The organism is Allorhizobium sp. NPDC080224, assembly GCF_050281005.1.
In the GTDB taxonomy this organism is placed as follows: Bacteria; Pseudomonadota; Alphaproteobacteria; order Rhizobiales; family Rhizobiaceae; genus Allorhizobium.
Genome location: NZ_JBNNWJ010000001.1, coordinates 865,556 through 886,197, shown reverse-complemented (window position 1 = coordinate 886,197; position 20,642 = coordinate 865,556). Strand labels below are relative to the sequence as shown.

The 20,642-nt window shown below is 62.0% G+C and carries 22 protein-coding genes; 9 read left to right on the top strand and 13 right to left on the bottom strand.

Translation table 11 applies throughout. The annotated features are described in order from the left end of the window. The 8 genes from ACQKP1_RS04255 to chrA form a co-directional block, all read right to left on the bottom strand. The gene (locus ACQKP1_RS04255) at window positions 1-633 is read right to left on the bottom strand and encodes a hypothetical protein (protein WP_427274316.1); all 633 of its coding nucleotides are present in this window, start codon (window positions 631-633) and stop codon (window positions 1-3) included. A 147-nt stretch (window positions 634-780) separates the two neighbouring features. Further along, the gene (gene ileS, locus ACQKP1_RS04250; RefSeq protein WP_427274315.1) at window positions 781-3,687 is read right to left on the bottom strand and encodes an isoleucine--tRNA ligase; all 2,907 of its coding nucleotides are present in this window, start codon (window positions 3,685-3,687) and stop codon (window positions 781-783) included. A 250-nt stretch (window positions 3,688-3,937) separates the two neighbouring features. Further along, window positions 3,938-4,177 carry a BrnA antitoxin family protein gene (locus ACQKP1_RS04245; RefSeq protein WP_427274314.1) on the bottom strand — a complete coding sequence of 80 codons (240 nt, stop codon included), beginning with the start codon at window positions 4,175-4,177 and terminating at the stop codon, window positions 3,938-3,940. Window positions 4,178-4,279: 102 nt separating this feature from the next. Continuing rightward, entirely contained in the window at window positions 4,280-4,726 is a 447-nt protein-coding gene (locus ACQKP1_RS04240) for a DUF6691 family protein (RefSeq protein ID WP_203013174.1), read from the bottom strand. Then, entirely contained in the window at window positions 4,726-5,169 is a 444-nt protein-coding gene (locus ACQKP1_RS04235) for a YeeE/YedE family protein (protein ID WP_427274313.1), read from the bottom strand. Before ACQKP1_RS04235 ends, ACQKP1_RS04240 begins: the two co-directional genes overlap by 1 nt. A gap of 91 nt (window positions 5,170-5,260) precedes the next feature. Beyond that, entirely contained in the window at window positions 5,261-6,241 is a 981-nt protein-coding gene (locus ACQKP1_RS04230; protein WP_427274312.1) for a bifunctional riboflavin kinase/FAD synthetase, read from the bottom strand. 13 nt (window positions 6,242-6,254) lie between these two features. Further along, window positions 6,255-7,103, bottom strand: a complete 849-nt coding sequence (locus tag ACQKP1_RS04225) for a TIGR01459 family HAD-type hydrolase (protein ID WP_427274311.1) — start codon at window positions 7,101-7,103, stop codon at window positions 6,255-6,257. A gap of 109 nt (window positions 7,104-7,212) precedes the next feature. After that, window positions 7,213-8,568, bottom strand: coding sequence for a chromate efflux transporter (chrA, locus tag ACQKP1_RS04220; RefSeq protein ID WP_427274310.1), 1,356 nt, complete (start codon window positions 8,566-8,568; stop codon window positions 7,213-7,215). Window positions 8,569-8,718: 150 nt separating this feature from the next. Between chrA and groES the strand changes: the two genes are divergently transcribed. Beyond that, window positions 8,719-9,015, top strand: a complete 297-nt coding sequence (groES, locus tag ACQKP1_RS04215) for a co-chaperone GroES (protein ID WP_006726594.1) — start codon at window positions 8,719-8,721, stop codon at window positions 9,013-9,015. Window positions 9,016-9,084: 69 nt separating this feature from the next. After that, entirely contained in the window at window positions 9,085-10,725 is a 1,641-nt protein-coding gene (gene groL / locus ACQKP1_RS04210; RefSeq protein ID WP_427274309.1) for a chaperonin GroEL, read from the top strand. Window positions 10,726-10,948: 223 nt separating this feature from the next. On the opposite strand, the gene ACQKP1_RS04205 is transcribed toward groL, so the two are convergent. After that, window positions 10,949-11,872 (bottom strand): lytic transglycosylase domain-containing protein, encoded by a 924-nt coding sequence (locus ACQKP1_RS04205; protein WP_427274308.1) that lies wholly within the window; start codon window positions 11,870-11,872, stop codon window positions 10,949-10,951. 696 nt (window positions 11,873-12,568) lie between these two features. Here ACQKP1_RS04205 and ACQKP1_RS04200 point away from each other — a divergent pair. Continuing rightward, window positions 12,569-13,009 carry a hypothetical protein gene (locus ACQKP1_RS04200; protein WP_427274307.1) on the top strand — a complete coding sequence of 147 codons (441 nt, stop codon included), beginning with the start codon at window positions 12,569-12,571 and terminating at the stop codon, window positions 13,007-13,009. 56 nt (window positions 13,010-13,065) lie between these two features. Here the strand turns inward: ACQKP1_RS04200 and ACQKP1_RS04195 are convergent, their stop codons facing one another. Further along, complete coding sequence (locus ACQKP1_RS04195) at window positions 13,066-13,773, bottom strand: glutathione binding-like protein (RefSeq protein WP_427274306.1); 708 nt, start codon at window positions 13,771-13,773, stop codon at window positions 13,066-13,068. A gap of 223 nt (window positions 13,774-13,996) precedes the next feature. Between ACQKP1_RS04195 and ACQKP1_RS04190 the strand changes: the two genes are divergently transcribed. Then, window positions 13,997-14,446, top strand: a complete 450-nt coding sequence (locus ACQKP1_RS04190; RefSeq protein WP_203013153.1) for a DoxX family protein — start codon at window positions 13,997-13,999, stop codon at window positions 14,444-14,446. A gap of 243 nt (window positions 14,447-14,689) precedes the next feature. Here ACQKP1_RS04190 and hisG read toward each other — a convergent pair whose 3' ends face one another. From hisG to hisS, 3 genes are all read right to left on the bottom strand, one after another. Beyond that, window positions 14,690-15,385 (bottom strand): ATP phosphoribosyltransferase, encoded by a 696-nt coding sequence (gene hisG, locus ACQKP1_RS04185; protein WP_427274305.1) that lies wholly within the window; start codon window positions 15,383-15,385, stop codon window positions 14,690-14,692. Further along, window positions 15,382-16,503: an ATP phosphoribosyltransferase regulatory subunit gene (locus ACQKP1_RS04180; protein ID WP_427274304.1), complete on the bottom strand. Its 1,122-nt coding sequence runs from the start codon at window positions 16,501-16,503 to the stop codon at window positions 15,382-15,384. The genes hisG and ACQKP1_RS04180 overlap by 4 nt, the downstream gene beginning before the upstream one ends. 165 nt (window positions 16,504-16,668) lie before the next feature. Continuing rightward, window positions 16,669-18,282, bottom strand: coding sequence for a histidine--tRNA ligase (hisS, locus tag ACQKP1_RS04175; protein ID WP_427274303.1), 1,614 nt, complete (start codon window positions 18,280-18,282; stop codon window positions 16,669-16,671). 153 nt (window positions 18,283-18,435) lie between these two features. On the opposite strand from hisS, the gene relB reads away from it, so the two are divergent. Genes relB through copM form a run of 5 tightly spaced genes read left to right on the top strand, consistent with a single transcriptional unit; the run spans window position 18,436 to window position 20,565 of the window. Then, entirely contained in the window at window positions 18,436-18,663 is a 228-nt protein-coding gene (relB, locus tag ACQKP1_RS04170; protein ID WP_427274302.1) for a type II toxin-antitoxin system RelB family antitoxin, read from the top strand. Further along, complete coding sequence (locus ACQKP1_RS04165) at window positions 18,647-18,916, top strand: type II toxin-antitoxin system RelE family toxin (RefSeq protein WP_427274301.1); 270 nt, start codon at window positions 18,647-18,649, stop codon at window positions 18,914-18,916. The genes relB and ACQKP1_RS04165 overlap by 17 nt, the downstream gene beginning before the upstream one ends. 3 nt (window positions 18,917-18,919) lie before the next feature. Continuing rightward, the gene (locus ACQKP1_RS04160; RefSeq protein WP_427274300.1) at window positions 18,920-19,666 is read left to right on the top strand and encodes a hypothetical protein; all 747 of its coding nucleotides are present in this window, start codon (window positions 18,920-18,922) and stop codon (window positions 19,664-19,666) included. Continuing rightward, complete coding sequence (locus ACQKP1_RS04155) at window positions 19,663-20,115, top strand: hypothetical protein (RefSeq protein ID WP_427274299.1); 453 nt, start codon at window positions 19,663-19,665, stop codon at window positions 20,113-20,115. Before ACQKP1_RS04160 ends, ACQKP1_RS04155 begins: the two co-directional genes overlap by 4 nt. A gap of 42 nt (window positions 20,116-20,157) precedes the next feature. Then, on the top strand, window positions 20,158-20,565 hold the full coding sequence (copM, locus tag ACQKP1_RS04150; protein WP_427276395.1) for a CopM family metallochaperone: 408 nt from the start codon (window positions 20,158-20,160) through the stop codon (window positions 20,563-20,565). Window positions 20,566-20,642 lie beyond the last annotated feature (77 nt).

Genomic DNA, 20,642 nt, shown 5'->3' with positions numbered 1-20,642 from the left:
TTACTGGAAGGGCATCCACCAGGAGCTGCCCTGACGCGCGGCCTTGGCTTCGGCCTTGCGACGCTTTTCTTTCTTGGCTTCCGGCTCGCCCAGATCGCTCAGGGCCACGTCCTGGGTCTGGCGATACTCGGTCGGCGGATCCGAAAGTAGGCGGCGCTGGTCGATATAGGCGCCCTTCTGAAGCGCGCGCGCGTCGCGGAAGGCCTGCCATTTCTGCGTCTCGGTCATCGTGCCGGCCGTGCCGTAACCGGCAAGCAGCGGCGAACGGTAACGCGGGTTGTCGGCATTCGCATCCGCCTCGGCAACGAGACGTTCGCGGGCTTCTTCCGGCGATTCAACCCATTGCGGGTTCGCTTCGCGGCTTGCTACCGACTGCTGCGGCGCGACGAGCCCTGCCGTCTGCGTACCGCCCGGTGGCAGCACGAGGTCGGGACGGGGATTGTACTTCGTGCCCTTGTTGGCGGGCTCGCGCGGCGCGATCGACACGGCCGAACCGACGTCGTCCACCAATTGCTCCATCGCCGTCTTGTCCGTGCCGTAGGTCGGGCTGCCGACGCAGCCGGACAAACCTGCCGTCACGCCGAAGAGACCAACCAGACCGAGGCCAACTCTGAACAGATATGCCGAATTCATGAATGCCTACCAGCCTCGCCGCAGTTACATCAGTCATGCCGAATGCTAGCGACCAGCCCTGCCGGTCGATTTCGGCCATTTTCAGGCAGTTTTACCGGATGACCCGCGAAAGCGCAAATCATCCGGTCACATTTCCTCAATCTGCCTTCAGCCGGCAGCTTGAGCGAGCTCGCGCAGCGCCTGTGCATCGCGGGCGGACACGTCAGGATAGTCAGGATCGGAACCCACATCCTTGGTGATCTTCCAGGAGCGGGCGCATTTCATGCCCTCTGCCAGCCTCGGCTCGACGGCGACCTTCGTGCCATCGTCCAGCCGGAAGGCTTCCGACGGCCCCTCGCCTGCCACGACCTGGATATCCGAGGTGATGCAGATCTCGGCGAAGTCGAGACCGTCGAGCGCCTTCAGGAGCTCGGCGTCGGCGACATGGACGACCGGGGCCGCTTCCAGCGAGGAGCCGATGCGCTTTTCCTTGCGCTCGATTTCGAGCGCGCCGGTGACGGCACGACGGACGGCGCGAACGCCCTTCCACTTCTCGGCAACAGCCTCGTTTGACCACTCGGCCGGAACGGTCGGGAACTGCTCGAGATGGACGGACTCGGCGTTCGGGTCACGCGACAGCCAGGCCTCTTCCGTGGTGAACGGCATCATCGGCGCAAACCAAAGGACCAGGCAGTCGAAGAGCTTGCGGATGACGAAGAGGGCCGAGCGGCGCTTCAGGCTCGACGGAGCGTCGCAATAGAGCGTGTCCTTGCGGATGTCGAAGTAGAAGGCCGAGAGTTCGACATTGGCGAAGTCCGAGAGTGCGCGGACGATGCGCTTGAAGTCGAATTCGTCGTAGCCCTTGCGGACGACCTGATCGAGCTCGGCCAGGCGATGCAGCATCAGCTTTTCAAGTTCCGGCAGATCGGCATAGGCAATCTCGTCGCCATGATCATGGGCGAGCGTGCCGAGCATCCAGCGAACCGTGTTGCGGATCTTGCGATAGGCATCGATATTGGTCTGGATGATCGTCTTGCCGAGGCGCTGGTCTTCCCAATAGTCGGTGTTCATCACCCAGAGGCGCAGGATATCGGCGCCGGATTCCTTCATCACGTCCTGCGGCGTCACCGTGTTGCCGAGCGACTTCGACATCTTGCGCCCGTCTTCCGCCATCGTGAACCCGTGGGTGACGACAGCATTGTAAGGCGCACGGCCACGGGTCGCGCAGCTTTCCAAGAGCGACGAATGGAACCAGCCGCGATGCTGGTCGGAGCCTTCGAGATAGACGTCCGCCGGCCATTTCAGGTCCGGGCGGTCTTCGAGCGTGAAGGTGTGGGTCGAGCCAGAGTCAAACCAGACGTCGAGGATGTCGGTGACCATCTGCCACTTCTCGCCATCATGCTCGCCGGCCAGGAAGCGTTCCTTGGCACCTTCAGCGAACCAGGCATCGGCACCCTCGACTTCGAAGGCTTCGAGGATGCGGGCATTGACCTTCTCATCCTGCAGAACATTGCCTTCAGCATCCGCGAAGACGCAGATCGGCACGCCCCAGGCACGCTGGCGGGAGAGGACCCAATCCGGACGCTGCTCGATCATGGCGCGCAGACGGTTCTGGCCGCCAGCCGGCACGAAGCGCGTCTGGTCGATGGCAGACAAGGCGCGGCTGCGCAGTGTCGTGCCATCGCCGATTTCCTTGTCCATGTAGACGAACCACTGCGGCGTGTTGCGGAAGATGACCGGCTTCTTGGAGCGCCAGGAATGCGGATACTCGTGCTTGATGCGGCCACGGGCAAAGAGATTGTTCGCCTTGATCAAGGCATCCATGACGCGCTTGTTGGCGTCGCCCTTCTTGCCGTTGTCGTCGAGCACACGGGCAGCACCGCCTTCGGCCGAGGGGCCAAAGCCCGGCGCGTCTTCCGTGTAGAAACCGGCATCATCGACCGGGAACGGGATCTTCACGTCGATGCCACGGGCTTCCAGTGCACGGACGTTTGCCATCCAGGCTTCAAAGTCTTCGCGACCGTGGGACGGCGCGGTGTGGACGAAACCGGTACCGGCGTCATCGGTGACGTGGTCGCCATCGAGCATGGGCACGGCGAAGGTGTAGCCAAGGTCGGCCAGCGGATGGGCGCAGGTGATGGCGCCGAGTTCGGCACCGGTCACGTCGCGGACCAGCTTGAAGGTCACCTTGGCCTTGGTGGCTGCGTCTTCGGCCAGGCGCTTGGCGAAGATCAGCTTCTCGCCCGGCTGCGGGCCGAAGTCATTGGTGGCTTCCGTGACCTCATAGAGGCCGTATTCGATCTTCGACGAATAGGAGATCGCGCGGTTGCCCGGGATGGTCCAGGGGGTGGTGGTCCAGATGACAACGGAGGCGGACTTCAGCTCGTCAGCGCCTTCGGTCACCGGGAACTTCACCCAGATCGTGTCGCTCTCGACTTCGGCATATTCCACTTCAGCTTCAGCGAGCGCCGTGCGCTCGACGACCGACCACATGATCGGCTTGGAGCCGCGATAGAGTTGGCCGGACATGGCGATCTTCAGCAGTTCGCCGGCGATGCGGGCTTCCGAGTGGAAGGCCATGGTCGTGTAGGGATTGTCGAAATCGCCCTCGATGCCGAGACGGCGAAATTCGTCCGATTGGATGTTGATCCAGCCCTGCGCGAACTCGCGGCATTCCTTGCGGAATTCGTTGACCGGGACCTCGTTCTTGTCCTTGCCCTTTTCGCGATACTTTTCCTCGATCTTCCACTCGATCGGCAGGCCGTGGCAATCCCAGCCAGGCACGTAATTGCTATCGAAGCCACGCATCTGGAAGGAACGGGTGATGACGTCCTTCAGCACCTTGTTCAGCGCATGGCCGATATGGATGTTTCCGTTGGCATAGGGCGGGCCGTCATGCAGGACGAATTTCTCGCGGCCGGCGGCGGAGGCGCGCAGCTTCTTATAGAGACCCATCTGCTTCCACTTTGCTGCCATTTCCGGCTCCTTCTGGGGAAGGCCGGCGCGCATCGGGAATTCGGTCTCGGGCAGATAAAGGGTCTTGGAGTAGTCGATCTTTTCAGGGGTATCGGTCATGGATCAGCCATCGGATGGGGCGACCTCAAGCGGTCGCGGAATTATGTCATGGATTGGCGGCAAGCGGGCGCCGAGCTTTCAGACCCAACGCCAAAAACCCGGACCTTCCCGCAGCTCTTCAAGCCACCGGGAGGGCCGGGCCAATAATTCGAATGATCCGGGCCGCCGAAAGATACGTCATGTTGCCGCGTTCTTTAGGGGTTTTTCGCGGCAAAAGGAAGGGGCAAGATGGGCTCTCGCATGACCGCTTTTACTCGCCGCCGTCTGCCTCGACGACCGCACGCAGAGCGTCGTTGATGCGGTCCTGCCAGCCGGGGCCGTCCTTCTGGAAATGGGCGAGCACTGCGCTGTCGAGCTTGATCGAGACGAGTTCCTTCACCTCAGGTGCCGCGCGGCGCTCGACCACCGGGGCTGCCGGCTTTTTCACCGGCTTGAACAGGGCCTCGGCGGCATCCTTCGGGTTCACGGGTCTGCGCGGCGTCATGGCCATGGGGTGCCTTTCGGGCTGTCTGAAGTGATTTGCTGGGCCGCACTAGGCGTCAATGTGTGCCAGGCGTCAAGCAGAGACGGTCGTGAGGATACCGGGAACAACTCAGCCCGATCGACCGGCCGCATCGGCAAAAAATTCGGCCTTGGCTAGCCTACGGGCGATGAGGATCCCGACGAGCAGGGCCACAACGAATATCGCCGCGGAGCTGTGGCCGAGGCCGAGTGCGGGGATCGAGGCGCCAGGACAGAAGCCGGCAATGCCCCAGCCGATGCCGAAGACGGCCGAGCCGCCAATCAGTTTCGCATCGATGGCGCTCGCCTTGGGCAGGCGGAAGGACTGGTCGAAGAGTGGCTTCTCGCGCATCCGGAAAAGGATCGCATAGCCGGGAGCTGCAACGGACAACGCTCCCGCCATGACGAAGGCGAGGCTCGGATCGAAACTGCCTGCAAGATCGAAGAAGTTGAGCACCTTGGCAGGGTTTGCCATGCCGGAAAGGGCGATACCGGTTCCGAAGAGGGCACCGATCAGGAAGACCAGGAGAAAGCGCATCAGATCGTGACCCCGAAGACGTGGCGGATGAGGAAGACGGTCAGGATGGCAAAGGCCATGAAGGTGGCGGTGGCTGCGATCGAGCGACGCGACAGGCGCGCCATGCCGCAGATGCCGTGGCCGGAGGTGCAGCCGGCGCCGAAGGTGACACCGATGCCGGCAATCAGGCCGCCGATCACAAGAGCGGTGGTCGAAACCGGAACCGAATACTCGACCTCATAGCCGCCGAGCGTCAGGCCGAGCGGCGCAAGAATCGCCCCGGCGAGGAAGGCGGCCTTCCATTTCCAATCGGAACCGAGCGGTGGCAGGATGCCGCCGATGATCGCGGTCATGCCGGCAATCCGGCCCCAGGTGAGCATCAGGAGGAGCGCCGAGAGGCCGATCAGCAGGCCACCGGCAAAGGACATCAGGGGGGTGAATTCGGTCAAGACAAACTCCGGCATTGCCGTTTCGAGACGGGGCATCAATCACATAGGCGCATCCATATGTGAGACGGTGCCGGGCGGCAATTCAAATCGGCGAGACCGAAGTGCTTCAGAACGCAATGGCGGCGTCGAGGGCGCCAATTGGCTTCACGCCCGAGAGCAGTGCCCTCGCCTCGTCCGCATCCTTGCGGATCTGGGCCACCAGCGGATCGAGACCGTCGAACTTCCATTCGTCGCGCAGGAAGCCGAAGAGCGAGACCGAACAGATTTCGCCGTAGAGATCGCCGGAGAAATCGAAGACGAAGGTTTCGAGCCAGGGGTCGCCATTGCTGGTGACCGTCGGGCGATAGCCGAAGCTTGCGACGCCATCACGGATGATGCCATCGGGGCGGCGGAAGCGGACGGCATAGATGCCAGGCTTGAGCGTTGCTTCCGGCGGGAGATGCATGTTGGCGGTCGGGAAGCCAAGCGTGCGGCCGAGCTGCTGGCCCTTCATGATCTCCGCCTCGACCGTATAGCGATAGCCGAGGAGACCAGCGGCCTGGGAAACGTCGCCCTCGGCGATCAGCCCCCGGATCCGGCTCGAGGAAACGACCTCCGCCCCCTCGTCGCGGAAGGCATCGACGAGGCTGACGCCGAAGCCATGGCGGCTTCCGGCTTGCATCAGATAGGCGGGACCGCCTTCCCTGCCCTTGCCGAAATGGAAATCGAAGCCGGTTACCACTTCCTTGGCGCCGAGCCAGTCGCCGAGGATCGACTGGACGAAATCCTCGGCTGAGCGCTGCGAGAACTCCCGGTCGAAGGGATATTCGATTACCGAATGGAAGCCCATGGCTTCCAGGATGCGGGCGCGCAGGGATGGTGGTGTCAGCCGGAAGACCGGCTTGTCGGGATTGAAGACGGTGCGCGGATGCGGCTCGAAGGTGAGAACGAGGGCAGGAACGCCCAACGCCTCGGCTCGCTCCAGCGCACGGCTCAAGACCGCCTGATGACCGCGATGCACGCCATCGAAATTGCCGATGGCCACCACGCCGCCGCGAAGGGCTGATGGCAGCGGCTCTTTCTTTTCGTTGCGGTGAAAGACGGTCATCGCAGGTCCCGCCTCATGCCAGCCTGTGCATCCAGTATTGCGGTGCGACCTTCTCGCGGTCGAGGAAGAGCTTGAGCCTTGCCTCGTCGGTCACGTTGTTGGTCGCATAGTCGGCGGCGTGAATGCCACCGGAGATGTAGAGGAGATCGAGACCGGCATCGACGGCGCCCTTGACGTCGGTCGGCATTCCGTCGCCGATGGCGAGCACGCGGGACTTGTCGAACTCGCCGCGGGCTTCGCGAGCAGCCGCCAGCGTCGCTTCATAAATCGGGCTGTGCGGCTTGCCGGCAATGCGGGTCTCGCCGCCGAGTGCTGTGTAGAAGGCAGCGACTGCGCCAGCACAGGGGATGATGCGGTGGCCACGCTCGACCACGAGATCCGGGTTGGCGCAGATAAACGGCACCTTGCGGGCGACGAAGGCGGTCAGCATGTCGCGATAATCTTCCGGCGTCTCGACTTCATCATCGAAGAAACCGGTGCAGACCACGCAGTCGGCTTCGTCTGCCGAGACGACCGTCACGTCGAGCCCGTCGAAGAGCGGCATGTCACGCTCGGGACCGAGCAGGAACACCTTCTTCGGGCCGGCAGCGATCAGCGTGCGGGTGACGTCACCCGAGGTGACGATGCGGTCATAGGCGGTATCCGGCACGCCGATGGCGCGCAGCTGCGGGATGACGCCGATGGCCGGACGTGGCGAGTTGGTGATCAAGACTACCGTCAGGCCCTTTTCGCGGGCTGCCGTCAGCGCTTCCCCGGCAAGCGGAAAGGCATCGATGCCATTGTGCAGCACGCCCCAGACATCGCAGAGGATGACATCATAGGAGCCGGTCACGTCGCCGAGGGTGGAAATGCTGCGGGTCATCGTCTGTCCTGACTGGTCAAAGTGTGACCGGTGACATGGCAAAGGACGGGCGGCAAGGCAAGGGGCAAGAGCGCCGGAGATCGAAATTGCTCCGGCTGCTCGCACCGCATCAGATCAGGAAACGCGCCGCGAGACCAAGCGCGCCGGCAACCAGAAGCGTCTTGCCGATGCCAAGGTGGAAGCGGAAGATCATGACGGCAGAGAGGACGGCGATGACCAATGCCTGCCAGTCAAGCGATGACCAGGTGGGATACGGCAGGGAAAGGGTGAGCGGGCCGAGCCTCGCGAGTACGACCGGCTCGACCTCCGTGAAGATCACGTGCAGCGCGAACCACACGGCCAGGTTCAGAATGACGCCGACCACAGCGGCGGTGATGGCGGAGAGGGCTGCGCTGAGAAGGCGATTACCACGCAGCCGCTCGATATAGGGAGCGCCGGCGAAGATCCAGATGAAGCTCGGGATGAAGGTGGCCCAGGCCGCGATCAGGCCGCCGAGCAGGCCGGCGACGAGCGGGTCAAGCGTGCCGCTTTCCCGGAAGCCGGCGAGGAAGCCGACATAGGAGAGCACGAGCACCAGCGGCCCCGGTGTGGTTTCGGCCAGTGCCAGACCATCGAGCATTTCGCCGGGTTTCAGCCAGGCATAGTGATCGACGGCGACCTGCGCGACATAGGCGAGCACGGCATAGGCGCCGCCGAAGGTGACGAGCGCCATCTTGGCGAAAAACGTCTGGACCTCGGGAAGTGCCGTTTCCGGCAGCAGCAGCCACAGAAGTGGCAGGGGTGCGAGCCAGACTGCGACCCAGAACAGCAGCGTTGCGATCTGACCGAGAAGCGGTGGTCTTGCACGCACCTCTTCGGTGATCTCGACGGCGGCCGAGGTCGTGCCTCGGGCGTGAACCAGGCCCGCCAGAGCTGCCGCAAGCACGACGAGCGGAAACGGCAGAGAAAAAAGAAAGAGCGCGATGAAGGCGGCAGCCGCGAGGCCGCGATGAAAACCGCTTTTCAAGGCCCGTTTGCCGATCCTGACCACAGCTTCCACGACAATCGCAAGAACCGCCGCCTTAAGGCCGAAGAACAGGCCGGTGACAAGGCTCGCCTCCTGATAGACCGCATAGAGGCCGGACAAACCAAGGATGACGGCCAGACCCGGAGCGACGAAGAGCAGACCCGCGACGATGCCGCCGCGCACGCCGTGCAGCAGCCAGCCGATATAGGTCGCAAGCTGCTGGGCTTCGGGCCCCGGAAGCAGCATGCAATAATTCAGGGCATGCAGATAACGGTCCTCGTCGATCCAGCGCTTTTCCTCGACGCAGATCTTGTGCATCAGCGCAATCTGCGCGGCGGGACCACCGAAGGACATGAGGCCGATGCGGGCGAAGGCAGAGACCAGCTCGGGAAATGCTGGCGAAACCTGGGGCCGCAGGGAAACTTCACTTGCGTGGATGTCGGTGGAATTCGCCGGCATTCACCAGTCCTTTTTTTACGCGCTCGCTTGACTCGGTCGAGCGCTGTTCTTATCTCAACCTCGCTGGCACTCACCAAGGGCGAGTGCTAACAGTATCGATGCGGACCCGCTCTGCGGCCCGCGAATGTCATTTGATCGAGGGATTAGACAATGGCAAGCACAACTTTCCGTCCGCTTCATGACCGCGTTGTAGTCAAGCGCGTCGAGTCTGAAGAAAAGACCAAGGGCGGCATCATCATTCCCGACACCGCCAAGGAAAAGCCCGCTGAAGGCGAAGTCATCGCTGTTGGCCCTGGCGCCCGCGACGAAAGCGGCAAGCAGGTCGCTCTCGACGTTAAGGTCGGCGACCGCGTCCTGTTCGGCAAGTGGTCCGGCACCGAGGTCAAGCTCGATGGCGTCGACCTGCTGATCATGAAGGAAGCCGACATCATGGGCGTCATCGGCTGATTTCAGCGCGATCACCCCTCTTCCTTTTTAACCAAGTCAACAATGGGCTAGACGCCCGGGAGTTTGAACATGGCTGCTAAAGAAATCAAGTTTGGCCGCACCGCGCGCGAAAAGATGCTGCATGGCGTCGACATCCTCGCAGACGCCGTGAAGGTAACGCTCGGCCCGAAGGGTCGTAACGTCATCATCGACAAGTCCTTCGGCGCTCCGCGCATCACCAAGGACGGCGTATCGGTTGCCAAGGAAATCGAACTGGAAGACAAGTTCGAAAACATGGGCGCCCAGATGGTCCGCGAAGTTGCTTCGAAGACCAACGACATCGCCGGCGACGGCACCACCACTGCAACCGTTCTTGCCCAGGCCATCGTTCGCGAAGGTGCCAAGGCTGTTGCTGCCGGCATGAACCCGATGGACCTGAAGCGCGGTATCGACCTCGCTGTTGCAGAAGTCGTCAAGGACCTGCAGGCCAAGGCAAAGAAGATCTCCACCTCGGCTGAAGTTGCCCAGGTCGGCACGATCTCGGCAAACGGCGACACGCAGGTCGGTAACGACATTGCCGAAGCCATGCAGAAGGTTGGCAACGAAGGCGTCATCACCGTCGAAGAAGCCAAGACCGCTGAAACCGAACTCGAAGTCGTCGAAGGCATGCAGTTCGACCGCGGCTACCTCAGCCCCTACTTCGTTACGAACCCGGAAAAGATGGTTGCCGATCTCGAAGACGCATTCATCCTCCTGCACGAAAAGAAGCTCTCGAACCTCCAGGCCATGCTGCCGGTTCTCGAAGCCGTCGTTCAGACCGGCAAGCCGCTCGTCATCATCGCTGAAGACGTTGAAGGCGAAGCCCTTGCTACGCTCGTCGTCAACAAGCTGCGTGGCGGCCTGAAGATCGCTGCCGTCAAGGCTCCGGGCTTCGGCGATCGCCGCAAGGCCATGCTGGAAGACATCGCGATCCTGACCGGTGGTACCGTGATCTCGGAAGACCTCGGCATCAAGCTCGAGTCTGTCACCCTCGACATGCTCGGCCGCGCCAAGAAGGTTTCCATCACCAAGGAAAACACCACGATCGTCGATGGTAACGGCCAGAAGTCGGACATCGAAGGCCGCGTTGCCCAGATCAAGGCGCAGATCGAAGAAACCTCTTCGGACTACGACCGCGAGAAGCTTCAGGAGCGTCTGGCCAAGCTCGCCGGTGGCGTTGCCGTCATCCGCGTTGGTGGCTCGACCGAAATCGAAGTCAAGGAGCGCAAGGACCGCATCGACGACGCGCTGAACGCAACGCGCGCTGCCGTTCAGGAAGGCATCGTTCCTGGCGGTGGTACGGCTCTGCTGCGCTCTTCCACGAAGATCACCGTCAAGGGCGTCAACGACGACCAGGAAGCCGGTATCAACATCGTTCGCCGCGCGCTGCAGGCTCTGGTTCGTCAGATCGCCACCAATGCTGGTGACGAAGCTTCGATCATCGTCGGCAAGATCCTCGACAAGAACGAAGAGAACTACGGCTACAACGCCCAGACCGGCGAATTCGGCGACATGATCGCCATGGGTATCGTCGATCCGGTCAAGGTTGTCCGCACGGCTCTGCAGAACGCAGCTTCGGTTGCTTCGCTGCTGATCACCACCGAAGCCATGATCGCCGAACTTCCGAAGAAGGAAGCTGCTGGCGGCATGCCGGGTGGCATGGGCGGCATGGGCGGCATGGACATGATGTAAGACCCACCGGGTCTTACCATCGGGTCCATTAAAGCCGCCCATCACCTAAAGTGGTTCAGCGCGTCAAGCGCGCTGAACAGGCGGCAAGGACATGATGTAGGACCTATCGGGTCTGACATCTGAGCCATCCGGTTCAGTCTTTCGGAAGGGCGGCCCTCGGGCCGCCCTTTTGTTTTGTGCGAGGATGGGATCGGGAGCCCTCGGACTTCCCTTCGTTGCAGCTCTAGTTCCTGAGAACCGTGCAATAGCCACCTGCGGCCCGGATCTCGGCGCAGAGCCTGTTCGCTTCGGCACGGGTCTCGCGGCCGATCCTTGCGGCGTAACGCGGGCTGTAGCCGAAATTGCCGCCGCGCTGGCGCACGATGAGAGCGCGCTCGGCATTGAGCGGTGCCGGCAGCCGGCTGATGGCTCGGGTGAACAGATGATCGACCACGGCTGGCCGGAAATGCGCGGCCAATTGCACGCCCCAGGGTGCCCAATCGGCCGAGCCTGCAAAGACCGGCTCCTTCATCCGGCGCTTGTCGGCGAGCACCACGCAAGCATCTTGAAAGCTGGAGGCTTCATCAAGCGCCGGCGCCACGATCTCCGGTGGCTTGTCCCGCCACATCTCAACGGTGGCACCGGTGATGGCGAAGACATAATCGCGCGTTTCGATGGGCAGGCGTTCGGTGGTGAGGTACCGGGAAAACCCGTATTCGCCTGCATTATAGGCCGCGGCAGCAAAGCCGAAATTGCCAAATCGCGTTTTCAACTCGCCAAGATAGGCAGCGGAGGCATCGAGCGCGTCCAGAACGTCAAAGCTGTTGGACAGCCCGCGCATGCGCGCCGTGCCGGGCATGAACTGGGCGATGCCTTCCGCCCCCTTCGGACTGACCGCTTCCGGCCGGAAGAGGCTCTCCCGCCAGATCAGGCGCGCGAAAAAGGCAGGCGGCACATCATGTGCCAGCGAGAAATGTTCTATCGCACCGCAGAGATCGGCGTTGAACGTGTCCCGCCTGATGCACAGCGAAGATGAGCTATAGGTTCCCTCGTAAAGACATTGCGGCTCATCGGCGGACGGCTCGGCATGCGCGCTCGACGGCGCGGATGCCGCCGCAGTCACGAGAATGATACCCGTCAGGATGAGGGCTCGCCGCGTGACATCCATCCAGACCACTCCCGTCGACCGAACTTCGGACCCTTATCTTATTCGCGTTTACCACCAGCACAACCGGTGAGACCCTCGACCCGCCTTTTCTCGTATCTCTCGTTGATAGATCCAAAGATGGCGAAGCTGTATCGGCCTGCGGGCGGTTGACAGTGGTCAGCATCGTATAACAAGTTGCGTTGCGCCGGATGTGTTCGCAACTCACATCGGCGAAAAGACCTTCGTCGAAATTCTTAATTTTATATTATTCTAATATTTAGTGCTTTCAGAATTGAGACAGTTCCTGCACCAATTCGGGACATGAACCGTTTTCACGCTGAATAAATCATGGTATCGAAACTGTTAATTCCGATGCGTGCAAGATTTTCTTCTTCAACCTTCTTGTGGGAGTCGGTTGAAAGCCTGCTCTAGCTTGCGCGCAAGGGGTACACATCGTGGCGATTGGGGGCAACTCGCAACGGTGTTTTACGCCTGCTGACCTTTCGGATCCGCCGCAAGGTCTCAGCGTCAACGTCGTGTGGTCCCGATGGACGGAAGCACGGTGTCTGCGGTTCTGGCGGACCGCTTGAAGAACCTGGTGAACGGGCATCCGCTCGCCGGCGTTTTCGGTTTCGGCCGGATGGGGTCGGCTGCGGGGTCACATACTTCGGGCCGGGGAAATTGGGGCCAGTTCTGGCTATCGACTTGGGGAACGCCTTGTTCAAAATAGCAAATGCCAATCTTGCGACCACCTTCACGGTGAGCGAACAGGATGGAAACGGCCTGCTGGGGCAGCATGCCTGCCGTTTCGGACTGTCCGAGGACTGGACCGGCGACCTGACCAACGGCCTGCTGAAGCTCGGGAACCATGCACGCAGCCTGCATGGCCTCGAAAACCATGAATGCGGCCTGCTGACCGTGATGCGCTGCTACGATCAGGCCGATCGCGGCCATATCCTGCGCCTATTCGAACAGGCGGCAACGCAGCCGTCGCGTTTCTGCTATTCGACGACCATCGTCTCGGGCGCCCAGCACCGTCAACCGGTGTTTTGCATCGGCGAGTCCTCCGGATTCGAAGGCAGCGGCGGCAACATGGTCGGGCTGTTCATCTTCCCGCGTTTCCAGCTGCCGACGACCGCATCCGTTACGCCGAGCTGAGGGGTCCCGCGGAGATGCAGGAGAAGGCGCCGCGTCCGGCACCTTCTCTCACGTCTTCAATCTCGCGCCGGAATGTTCAACCCCTTCTGGCTCGCAGGTCGGGCTTCGGCCCGCGCCCACCAGTCGAGCACTTGCGGGAAGTCGGCAAGGCCGAGATCGGTTTCACCGGCATAGAAAACCTTGAGCGCGCGCACCCAAGGCCATGTGGCGATATCGGCGATCGTATAGTCCTCGCCCGTCAACCACGGCCCCTTTTCGAGCTGAGCCTCCAGCACACCGAGCAGCCGACGGGTCTCGTCACGGTAGCGCTCGGCCGGATAGGGGTTGTTCTTCACCTTGTCGGCGGCGAACTTATAGAAGTGGCCATACTGGCCGAACATCGGCCCGACACCGCCCATCTGGAACATCAACCATTGCAGAACCGTATAACGGGCCGCACCGTCCTTGGGGAGCAGCTTGCCGGCCTTGTCGGCGAGATAGATCAGGATCGCTCCGGACTCGAAGAGCCCGATCGGCTTGCCGTCGGGACCATCGGGGTCGATCAGGGCGGGTATGCGACCATTCGGGTTCAGGGAAACGAATTCCGGGCTCTTCTGCGCGTTACTGCCGAAATCCACAAGATGCGGCTCATAGGCGAGCCCCAGCTCTTCCAGAGCGATGGAGACCTTCACGCCGTTCGGCGTCGGCAGGGAATAGAGCTGGATGATGCCGGGATCGGCGGGCGGCCATTTGGCGGTGATGGGAAAGGTCGAAAGATCTGCCATGGGGGAGGCTCCTTTGCGGTTTGACAGGGCAAAGGTAGGGAGCGCGGGCGACGACGGGAAGGGTTCGGCGGAGAACGAAACCGCCTTGAGCGTTTCATTTTTGTGAACGATCAGTCAAAGACTGTTTACCTATGCCTGCGACAAAAAAGCATGCATCAAGGCGGCACTGACTGAGGCCGCCACCGATGGGGGTTTCAGCGTCAACGCTCAACGGAGTTCCCCCATGTCCGCGACCAATAACGGCCTTCTCGTTCTCGTCCGTATCCTTCTCTCATTCATGTTCATCATGTCCGGCTTCGGCAAGCTGACCGATCCGGCCGGCACTGCCGGCATGATCTCCGGCGCAGGCCTTCCCGCCGCCGACCTTCTGGCCTATGCCGCCGGTCTCTATGAGCTGGTTGCCGGTCTCTTCATCCTCGTCGGCTTCCAGACCAAGATCACCGCCTGGACCATCGCTCTCTTCTGCGTGTTCACCGGTCTCGTCTTCCACACCGGCACCGTTGCCATCGAAGGCTGGCCGGAAGGCGCACTCGGCTGGATCAACACCCTGAACCAGATCATGGTGATGAAGAACGTCACGCTGGCTGGCGGCTATATCGCTCTCGCCATCGTCGGCGCCGGCGCCTACTCGATCGACGCCCGCCGCGGTTCGGCCCAGGCCGTCGCAGCCTGATATCCCTGCCCCACAAGGCAAAAAGAAACCCGCCGGAGCGATCCGGCGGGTTTTTTCGTGTTTCTTGCTGACTATCGTCGTGGGGTTACCCCCCTCTGCCCTGCCGGGCATCTCCCCCACACGGGGGGAGAGCGGATGGGGGCGGCGCCGCGCACTCCCTCTCCTCTCCCCACCAGTGGGGGAGATGTCACGAAGTGACAGAGGGGGGCAACACACGCACAAAGGTTGCTGGCGAACAGCTCCCTAAAGCGCGCCGCGGACCGCCTCGATGATGCGGTTGATCATCGCATTCCCCTCGTGCTCCGGCTTCCTCGCCCGCACAAGGCAGGCTTCGGAGCGCAGGATAACGCCATCCGACAGAACCTTGAGATGATTGGCGCGCAGCGTCGAGCCGGTCGAGGTGATATCGACGATGATGTCGGCCTGGCCGGCAGCGGGGGCGCCTTCGGTGGCGCCCAGGCTCTCGACGATGCGATAGAGCTGGATGCCGTGTTGGCGCGAAAAGTGCTGTTGCGTCAGGCGCCAATATTTGGTCGCGATCGCAAGCCGCCGGCCATGGCGGGTGCGGAATTCGGCGGCGACATCGCCGAGGTCGGCCATGGTGTCGACATCGTACCAGACTTCGGGCACGGCGACGACGACATCGGCATGGCCGAAGCCGAGGCGGGCTGCGATCTCGACGCGGGCGTCGGCTTCGGCAAGCCCTTCGCGGATCAGGTCTTCGCCGGTGACGCCGAAATCGACCGTGCCATTGCCGATCTCGCGCGAGATTTCGGAGGCGGAGAGATAGGCGATCTCGACATCGTCGAAACCTTCGACACGGCCGCGATAGGAGCGGTCATTGCCGACGGCGACGATCTTCATGCCGGCACGTTCGAAGATCGCGGAAGCATCGTCCTTCATGCGGCCCTTGGAGGGCAGACCGATGGTGATGGTCATGACGCGCTCCTCTCGGTTTCGATGCGATCCAGCCAGAGCGAGAAGCCGACGGCCGGAATATGCGTCTCGGCGCCAAGCAGGGTGAGCAGCCGGTCGAAGCGGCCACCACCGGCAAGCACCGCGGGTTTCCCCTTCACCGCCACCTCGAAGACGAGGCCGGTGTAATAATCGAGCGGACGACCGAAAGCGGCGCGGTAGGTGATCCGGTCGAGATCGACGCCGGTGCTGGCAAGCGCTGCGACGCGCTCGTCGAAACGGGTGAGCGCTTGCCCGAGCTTGAGGCCCGCGGCATCGGCAAAGCCGGCAAGGGCTGCCGACGCATCGGCGAGCGGCAGTTCGAGCGAGAGGAATTCGCGCAGCAGAAGAAGGGCCGCACCATCGAGGCGCGTCTCCGAGAGCGCCAGCTTTTCCTTCAGACGGCGGGCGATCTCGGCGGGCGTGCGGCTGGCATTGGTGAGATAGCCGGTTTCCTGCATGGTTTGATCGATATGGGCGATCAGGGCCTCCTGGTCACCCTTGGCGAGAAGTGCGGAGACTTGCGGATCGAGACCCGGCACCGGCGTCGGCGTGGCGAGCGTGCGCAGGAGCTGGTCGATCTGGGCGGAATTGCCGAAAGCCTGGATCAGGCGCTTCTGCCAGCCGGCCGGCAGGCCGAGTGCCTTGACCACGGCTTCGAACACCGCCTGGTCGCCAATCGTGACGGAAAGCGGCTTGGTTGGCAACAGGCGCGTGAGGATCGCAACGCTATCGGCAATCGCCCGGGCATCCGAGGCGGCGATCGCGATGTCACCGAGATCCTCGATGCCGGCCTGGTAGAATTCCTGCGGGCCTTCGCGGCGCTGGCGGAAGACTTCGCCGAGATAGGCATAGCGCTTCGGCGTGCCGGTCGCGGTTTCGATGTGGCGCAGGCAGACGGGGATGGTGAATTCCGGACGCAGGCACAAGCTTTCGCCGCGCTCGTTCTCGGTCAGGAAAATGCGCCGGCGCAGGTCTTCACCCGCCATGTCGAGGAAGGGAGCGGCCGGCTGGATCACGGGTGTATCGACGCGCGTCGTGCCGCGTGATGTGAATTCCTGCAGGATGGTACCGGCGAAATCCGGCATGTCGGTCAGGGGCATGAAAGAACTCCGCAGAGGGTGCTGCACCCCCCTCTGTCACTTCGTGACATCTCCCCCACAAAGGGGGAGAGTGGTGGCTGAGCAAGAGGCCGGCCCCAACCCGCTCTCCCCCCTTGTGGGGGAGATGCCCGGCAGGGCAGAGGGGGGTAACCACCCATCATCACGTCAGACACCCTTCGCCCGACGACGATCTTCCGCCTGGGCGGCCAGGATCTCCTTGACCTTCGCCACTAGCTCAGCCTCGGCCACGACTTCCTGGGCCACGCGGGCCTCGCGCCATTCGGCATTGTCGGTGATCTCGCCGGAGAGGCGCTTGCCCTCGATCAGGTCCTTGATCTGCACGACGCCCTGCGCGCGCTCATCGCCGCCCTGGATGATGGCAATGGGGGCGTTGCGGCGGTCGGCATATTTCAGCTGGTTGCCGAACTTCTTCCAGTTGCCCTGGTACATTTCGGCGCGGATGCCTTCGGCCCGCAGTTGTTGCGTGAAGCGCTGGTAGCGACCCATGCTCTCGACATCGCCATCCATGACGGTGACAAGGACCGGGCCAAGCACGTCGTCCTGACCAAGCTTGCCGAGGTTCTTCAAGGCCGTCATCAGGCGCGAGACGCCGATGGAGAAGCCCGTGGCCGGCACCGGCTGGCCCATGAAGCGCGAGACGAGGCCATCATAACGACCGCCGCCGCCGACCGAACCGAAGACGACCTTTTCGCCCTTCTCATTGGTGACGTCAAAGGTGAGTTCGGCTTCGTAGACGGGGCCGGTGTAGTATTCGAGGCCGCGGACGACGGAGGGGTCGATCTTGATGCGGGAGCGATCATAGCCAGCGGCTTCTACGAGTTCAGCGATCATTCTGAGCTCTTCAATGCCTTCCCTCGCGAGATTCGCATGCCCGAAGTGCACCATCAGACCGTCAACTACGCCCTTGTTGCTTTCAACGAAGTGACTTACGCGGCCATCAGGAATGCTCTTATATTCAAGCGAAGAGGGTTCAGCGCCACTAACGGGTTCCAACTCAGTGAATTGGTTGAGCAGCACGTAGACCATCAGTCTACTAATCTGTTGGTCATCCAGTCCCGCACCCTTCGTGAAGTCACCGCTCTCATCCTTGCGGCCTTCTCCGAGCAGCAGCCTAACGCCTTCAGTTCCAAACTTGTCGAGCTTGTCGATCGCACGCAGCACGCCCAGACGCCGTCCCGCATTCTCCTCGCCGCCAAGACCGATGGCCTCCATCACGCCGTCGAGAACCTTGCGGTTGTTGACCCGGATCACATAGTCGCCGCGCTTGATGCCGAGGGCTTCCAGCGTGTCGGCCATCATCATGCACATTTCGGCATCGGACTGGACGCCCGGCGCGCCGACGGTGTCGGCATCGAACTGCATGAACTGGCGGAAGCGTCCAGGACCCGGCTTCTCGTTGCGGAAGACATAGCCTGCACGATAGGTGCGGAACGGCAGCTGGATTTCCTGAAAATTCTCCGCGACATGGCGGGCCATGGGCGCGGTCAGGTCGTAGCGCAGCGACATCCACTGGTCGTCATCGTCCTGCAGCGAGAAGACGCCTTCGTTCGGGCGGTCCGAATCCGGCAGGAACTTGCCGAGTGCATCGGTGTATTCGAAGAGCGGGGTCTCGATCGGGTCGAAACCATAGCGCTCATAGACCTCGCGGATGGTCTCCATCATCTGGTTGGCAGCACGGATGTCGGCAGCCTCGCGATCGACGAAGCCGCGCGGCAGGCGGGCCTTCAGCTTCTGGGGCTTCTTGTTCTTATCGCTCATGATGACAACCGGAATTTCGTTTCAAAAAGGTGCCGGTGTCTTAGAGGATCAAGGATTTGGCGGCAAGGGCGAAGGCGGGTGGGCGCGAGGGCGGATGCTGGAAAATGGGCGCTTTCACTGGTATGCTGAGGCTTCGAAACAGGGATCGCTCCGATGAACAAGCGCGTCACGCTCGAGATGCCGGAAGAAATGCACCAGTTGATCGTCGAATACGCCTCGGAAGCCGGCGCGGAGCCGGATGATTATCTGCGCCAGATGATTCAGCGCGAACTTGAAAATCTCCAGGATCTCGCCGCTGCCGACGAGGCCGTGAAGCGTATCAGGAGCGGCGAAGACAAGGTTGTCAGTTCCGAGGAGTTCTGGCGTGGCCTGGACGATTGAGTATCGTCAGCCCGTTCGGAAAACGGTCGAGAAACTCGATCCTGTCATTCGCCGCCGTATAAAACGGTTTCTGGAAGAGCGGCTTGCCAAACACGATAATCCCAGAAGCCTTGGAGACCCGCTCCATGGGAGCAAACTCGGTGCCTATTGGCGCTACACAGTTGGCGACTACCGCATCATCTGCGATATCCAAGACGGAAAACTCATCGTGCTTGTGGTCGAGATCGGCCATCGCAGTTCCGTCTATCGGTAAGACATGATCCTCGAAGCCCTGAACTATGCCGCGACGTGGCCTTTAACCTCGACAGCGCATCGCCCGTTGATCCGTTCCTCCGTCAATCTCTGGGCGCGTGCCAATCGCTGTCGTGCGGCATGGGTCGAGCATGAACGCCGGACGAAGGCGGCCATTCTCGGGGCTGCTAAAGGATGCCGGCAGCGGCGGACGGTGGTGGTGCTCGGTTCCGGGCTGTTGCGCGATGTGCCGGTCATTGAGCTGTCGCGCTTGTTCGACACGGTGGTGCTGGTGGATCTCGTGCATCTGGCAAGCGTAAGAAGCTGGCTCACGGTCAAGCGGCTGAAGAATGTCCGGCTGATCGAGCGGGATCTTTCCGGGCTGGATGCGCTGCTTGCCCGCCAGCCTTTGGAGCCGCTCGCGTTTCTCCGACAGGTGCCCTATCTCGATCTTGTCGTCTCTGCCAATCTCTTGTCGCAGATCGGGATCGGCATGAGCCGGCGTCTCGAAGGTCATGCCGAGGAAGAAGCGCTGATCCGTCAGGCGATCGCCGCGCATGTCGAGGGACTGGCACAGGTTTCGGCCGAGACCTGCCTCGTGACAGATGTCAGCTGTACCGTCATCGACCGCTCCGGAGCTGCGCAGGAGACTATAGACCTGATGCACGGCGTCGATACGGGCGCAGCTCGGGAGCGTTGGGACTGGCCGGTGGTTCCCTTCGGCGAGGAAAGCCGCGACTATCAGATCGTGCATCACGTGATTGCGCATTGAGCGGCGGCACTGTCGGCCTTGCATTCGCCTCGATCCAGCATCATCTTCATCGCATGCAAGTGCTCGCCCGCCTCCTGCTGCTGATCGCAGCTTTCGCCTATGGCACCATGCCGATGACCGGCATGTCGGTGATGGCGATGCCCATGGCACATGCGATGGACGCCAGCGATCCGCATGGGACGTTTTCCGCACCCACGATCCAAGCCATGGTCGATGTCGATTGTCCTCATTCGGTCAGCCGCATGACGGTTGTCGATACTGACGATGCGACTGAGCCCAGCTCCAAGCCGATGAAGGTAAGCTGGCATTGCGCGGCCTGTTTGACCCTGCCGGCCCTTCCCGTCGTTGCCGATAGCGGAAAGCCGGCGCGCGCCGCCGAAGCGGTCACCCTTGCGCCAAGGCTCGTGTCACAGCTGATGGCGCCGCAGACGCCCCCTCCCCGCGCCTGATCCGATGACACCGCGCGGCCTTTGGCTTCGCGCATTTTCCTCATCAGATCAGCACAGGAGACTTCAATGCTGAAGACTATTCTCGTTGCGGCGTCGCTTGCGACCGCGCTCTCCGTCCCTACCGTTTTCGCTCAGGACCACGGTTCGCATCAGGGGCATGACATGTCCTCAATGAACCATGGCATGATGGATGACAGCCCCTCATCCAAAGCATTCCGGGAGGCTAATGACCGCATGCACAAGGACATGGCCGTGCCGCTCACCGGCAATGCCGATGTCGATTTCGTGCAGGGCATGATCCCGCATCACCAGGGTGCCATCGACATGGCCAAGATCGTGCTCGAACACGGCAAGGATCCCGAGATCCGCAAGCTCGCCGAAGAGGTGATCGCCGCCCAGGAAGGCGAGATCGCCATGATGAAGGACTGGCTTGCCAAGAACGGCCAGTAAGCTCTCATACCCATATAGAAACTGTGATGGCGCCTTTGGGCGCCATTGCTTTGCCCGAGAGAGGGAATAGTCTGCCC